Raw genomic sequence first — 5,352 nt, 5'->3', positions numbered from 1 at the left:
TTGTCCTGGGATATTTGGAATCCATGAACCTAATGGTTTGTAAACGTATGTTACTGTTGAACCATCTGTTCCAATCTTACCTTTAGCTTCACCTTCTACACGTACTAATACGTATCCGTTGATTACTTTTCCAGTTGTTGTGTACTCATCTCCTACTTTTCCTTCTGTTGTTTCTGAAGGAGCTAAGTCTTTTCCATTTTCATCTACATATTTAACTACTAAGTTTGCTTTGTTTGCTACGTAGTTAATTACTGTATCTTCACTTGGATCCGTTGGAACGTTTGGTACTACATATCCTTTTGTTGGATCTGTTGGATCTACTGGTTTAAGTGGATTTCCATCTTTATCTTCTGGTGTAAATCCTGGTACGTACGGTAATATTTCTGTTGGTTTACCTGGTTTTGTTGGATCTTGTGGATCGTTTGGATATTTGATTGGATCTGTTGGTTGTCCTGGAATATTTGGAATCCATGAACCGATTGGTTTGTAAGTAACTACCGCAGTAGTATCTTTTGAATCCGCAGTTACATTTACAGCAGGAACACTTGCTTTGTCAGCTAAGAACCCTTTAACTACTGGTGATTTAACTTCAGCTAAATCTTTAGCTTCTGACCAGTCTCCGTATGTAACTTCTCCTGTAACTAAGTTTACTTTTGCTTCACGTGTGAATTTAGCTTCTTGTGTTACTGTTTTTGGAGTTCCGTCTTCATTTAACACTGGAGTTCCATCTGCGTATACGTATGTGATTGTACGTGTTACTGTTTTGTTTAGATCTTTTTCTTCTAATCCAGCTGGGTATTTAGGTCCTTCTGGGTTGTTTGGATCTACTGGAGTTCCTGGTGTTTTCGGTTGATCTGGTGTTACTGTAACTTCTTTAGCTTTAAGCGTTACTTTGAACTCTTGATCTGTATCTTTATCTTTGTCGAACTTACCACCTTCTGGGTATGTATTAGATACTAATTCATATCCTTTGTTTTCAAGTTCTTTAATCTTAGCTTTTACTTCGGCTTCTTTTGTTAATGGTGTATCTGAATCACCTTCTTCAGTAATAGCGTCTACTCCTGGAATTGGATTTCCTTTTTCATCTACGAATGTTGTTTTCGCTTTTTGAGTGTCTTTTACGTAGTTGATTGGAGTGTCTTGACTTGGATCTGTTGGAAGATCTGGTACGATATATCCTTTAGTTGGATCTGTTGGATCTACTGGTTTAAGTGGTTGTCCATCTTTATCTTTTGGAGTCATACCTGGTACATATGGTAATACCGGTTTATCTCCTGGTTTTGTTGGATCTGTTGGATGGTTTGGATATTTAATCGGTGTTGGTGTTTCACCTGGAATATTTGGAATCCATGATCCTAGCGGTTTGTATGTTACTACTTCCTTAATATCTTTTGAATCTCCAGTTACATTTACTACAGGAACACTTGCTTTATCAGCTAAAAATCCTTTAACTACTGGTGATTTAACTTCAGCTAAGTCTTTAGCTTCTGACCAGTCTCCGTATGTAACTTCTTTAGTTACTAAGTTAACTTTAGCAGTACGAGTGAATTTAGCTTCTTGTGTTACTGTTTTTGGTGTTCCATCTTCATTTAACACTGGAGTTCCATCTGCGTATACGTATGTGATTGTACGTGTTACTGTTTTGTTTAGATCTTTTTCTTCTAATCCAGCTGGGTATTTAGGTCCTTCTGGGTTGTTTGGATCTACTGGAGTTCCTGGTGTTTTCGGTTGATCTGGTGTTACTGTAACTTCTTTTTGTTTTAATGTTACTTTGAACTCTTGATCTGTATCTTTATCCGTATCGAACTTACCACCTTCTGGGTATGTATTAGATACTAATTCATATCCTTTGTTTTCAAGTTCTTTGATCTTAGCTTTTACTTCAGCTTCTTTTGTTAATGGAGTTTCTGATCCACCTTGTTCAGTAATTTCAGTTACTCCTGGAATTGCATTTCCTTTTTCGTCTACGAATGTTGTTTTCGCTTTTTGAATAGCTGTATATTTAACAACATATTCGTAATCTTCATCTGTAGCTGTTGTTGCTTGTACTGGTACTTTTTCAACACTTGCGATATATCCTTCTTTTTGAGGTACTGCAAGTTCTGGAAGATCAGTACTTTGACCATTAGTTCCTTTCCAGTTAATGTAAACTGGTTTGTCATCAGAGTTAATTACCGCTTTACCTTCTGCAGTTAGCTTGATTGTACCTGTGTAGCTCACAGTTTGTTTTTGTGATGGGAATACATCAGTACCCGCTAAGCCTGCAACATTATCAGCGTATACAAATTTAATTGTACGGTTTACTTCTTCTACCTTTGTTTTCTTAACGTAATCATATTCTGCTGGGGTAACAAATGCAGATCCATTTATACCTTTAGCTTTTAATTCTTCTTCAGAATATAAATCTCTTGCTCTTGTCTTCGTAACACTTAGTGTTCCTCTTACATTTTTAGGAGAAAGATCTGCAAGAATGTATTCTTCTCCATTAACTTCTTTAACTAAGTCTACATGATCATTACTTACATCATATTTGTTTCCAAGCACATTAGTATAATCTTTTGAACCATCTTCACTTAAAGGAATATTCCCTGTATATCTTGTTGGTTCAAAACCTATAACTTCACCTGTCACTAAATCTTTGAATGTTCTAACAACAGCACCTGTTGGTGGCTCACCTTGAACTTTACCATCACCATTAATACTCCAACCATTTGGCACTTTAGTTATAACATCTTCTTTCCCACCGTTAATAGATTCTCCACCTGATACAGTAAGAGTTGCTGCAGTTTTATCGTTTCCTACATAACCTTGTTTAATTAATCCATTTTCATAAGTAATATTAGAATATTCACTTGTTAAAGTTTTGTCTTTTATTACTTTTTCAATACCTAAAGACTGAAGAGGCATAGAGACTATAGAATCTTCTTGAATAGTTCCTTCTGTAACAGTAAGTTCTAATTCCGTTGGTGAAATTAATCTAGGTGTTAATGTGAAACCAGTATCTCGACCATCTTGTAAAATCCATACATTGTTTTCATTAGCTCTAGCATTAGACCAACGATTTTGTGGACGATAAGTAATACTATCACCTTTATTAGGGTTAATAGTAGACGCTGTATTTAATCCATTTACAAAGCTAGAACTTCCTTCAAGTTCTTTAAATTCAGTAAAATCTGCATTAGGAAGTTTGATCGTAAATTTAGATCCTACTCCATAACGAACATCTGAATCAGTTCTTAATACGATTGAATCACTTCTACTTTTTAGCTCATTATTAAGGTAGTTCAATCCATTGTTTTCACTTAGTGATGCACTAGTACCTTGTTTTTGATAGCTAGGTTGTTGACCTTTTCTTGTATAAGTATGTTCAAGAACCGTACGCCCATCAATTTTAATAGTCGCTGTATACGGAGTGTCTTTTGAAATTTGTGGTGCTAAATATCCATTACCCGATAAATTACTCGCTCCAAACGACACATTCGGATAGTCTTTTACTTTATCGTTCCACTCGATGTTGTAAGTATATGTACCAGTTTCGTTAGCTACCGCTGGTTGCTCAGCAACACGCTGGTCATAAGTCATACCACGTTGTGTACGTTGTGCCCAATATGGTACAGATTTGTTATTGTTGTTTCCTGTAGTTGTTTTAAAGTCGATCGATTTAACTTTACCAACTACTGTTCCATCAGTCGCTCTGATTTCTGTATTTACAGCCAAACCAGCACCTAACTCAGCTAAGTTAGTAAGTTCAATTTTTGTAATAGAACCCGCTTTAAGAGTTGATGTACTAATAGTAGTATCAAATCCCCATCCTGTAGGAGCCGTATTATCAGCATTCATATCAACATAAGCATTTGTTACTGCTTTAACTTCTTCTCCATCTTTAAGAACATCTTTACCTGTAATTTTTGATGCAGTATCAGCTAATACTGTTTCTACTCTTCCACGGTGTCCAGCACGTTGCATTGTTACATACACTGCTTCGATTGCTTTTTCTAATTCTTTACGTTGTTGATCAGCATCTGATTTTGTTGAAGAATCTGAGTTGAAGATATCTAATGCTTTTGCGATTTCTTTTTCAGATGTCGATACTGCTGCTTTGATTTCTGCTTTTGGTGCTTCTTCTTTAACTTCTTTTGTTGCGAATGTTGTTGCAGCTTGGTTTACTGCTTTTGCTTCTGAAACTGCTTTTTCTAAGTTTTCTTTTGCTACTTTAGTTTCAGATTTTTCTTCTTTTTTAGTTTCTTCTTTTTTGTCTGCTACTTTTTCTGTAGTTTTTTCAACTTTGTTTAAGTTGTTGATTGCTGCTTCTAATGCCGCTACTTGTGCATCTACTTGCTCTTGTGTAGCTGATGCTTGCGCTACTAGGTCTTTAGCTTTGTTTAATTCTACTGCTGCACTTACAGTTTTAACTTGTTTGTCTTCTGATAACTCTTGTCCTGCTAATGACACGAATAAGTTATCTAATTGACTAATTTTAGCTTGAAGAGCAGTTTTATTTACTTCTTTAGCTGTTACTTTCTCAGCTTTTGTTTCTTCTGATTTTTCTTCTTTAGCAGCTGCTTTTACTGTAGTTTCTTCTTTAACTTCAGCTTTTGGAGCTACTGCTGGTGTTTCAGCTTTAGCTACTTCTGCTTTCTCTTCAGTTGCTGCTGCTTTTTCTGTAGCTGCTACTGTTGCTTCTTGTTTATTAGTATCCGCCGCTTGCGCTGCACCACCTAGGAACATAAAAGCAGACGCGATAAGAACAGATGCTGTTCCTGCGTTAAACTTTTTAATACCGTAGTGGTTAACTTTCTCGTATTGTTTTTTATTATTCATTTTTGTATTGTTTTTACTAAACATTACCGTCTCCTTTTTCTATTAAATTAAAATTGAATAAATATAAATCATAATGACTATGTATAACATTTTACAAAAGCAAACTTAAACGTACCTAAAATTCCAACTATATTTTTCATAATTTTTATAACTAATATTTTCATTTTGAAACACTGAAAAAATGCTGTTATATCAATGCTCTCGAAAACCGAAAACAACATAAACCGTTGATATATAAACAAATTTTAAGTTTATTTTAACTTAAAGTTAAAGTTGTTATATTTTGTAAGTTATGAAAATACAATTGTTCACCAACAATATACTTATATTAAATTATCAATATTTATTTTATTTTTACTTTAAATATAATTTAAAACTTTTGAGAAAACGTTTTATAACTTAATTATTTTCTATAGTTTCTTATTTTTCTTCTATAAAAAACTAATTAAACTACAAATCACCATTCTTTAAATTAAAATTTTATAATTAATGTATTTTATCTTTATATACACAAAAGCACCCTCGAAAATT

1 protein-coding gene is annotated in these 5,352 nt (G+C 34.2%); it reads right to left on the bottom strand.

The window, feature by feature from the left end; translation table 11 throughout:
- The coding region (locus tag O3884_RS08865; RefSeq protein ID WP_371453014.1) for a mucin-binding protein at positions 1 to 4,845 on the bottom strand (4,845 nt) is incomplete at its 3' end.
- Between the last annotated feature and the right edge of the window lie 507 nt (positions 4,846 to 5,352).

It is taken from the genome of Gemella sp. 20925_1_85 (assembly GCF_041433735.1).
Classification (GTDB): Bacteria; Bacillota; Bacilli; order Staphylococcales; family Gemellaceae; genus Gemella.
The sequence above is the reverse complement of the archived record's forward strand: the minus strand, read 5'-3'. Positions and strand labels throughout refer to the sequence as shown.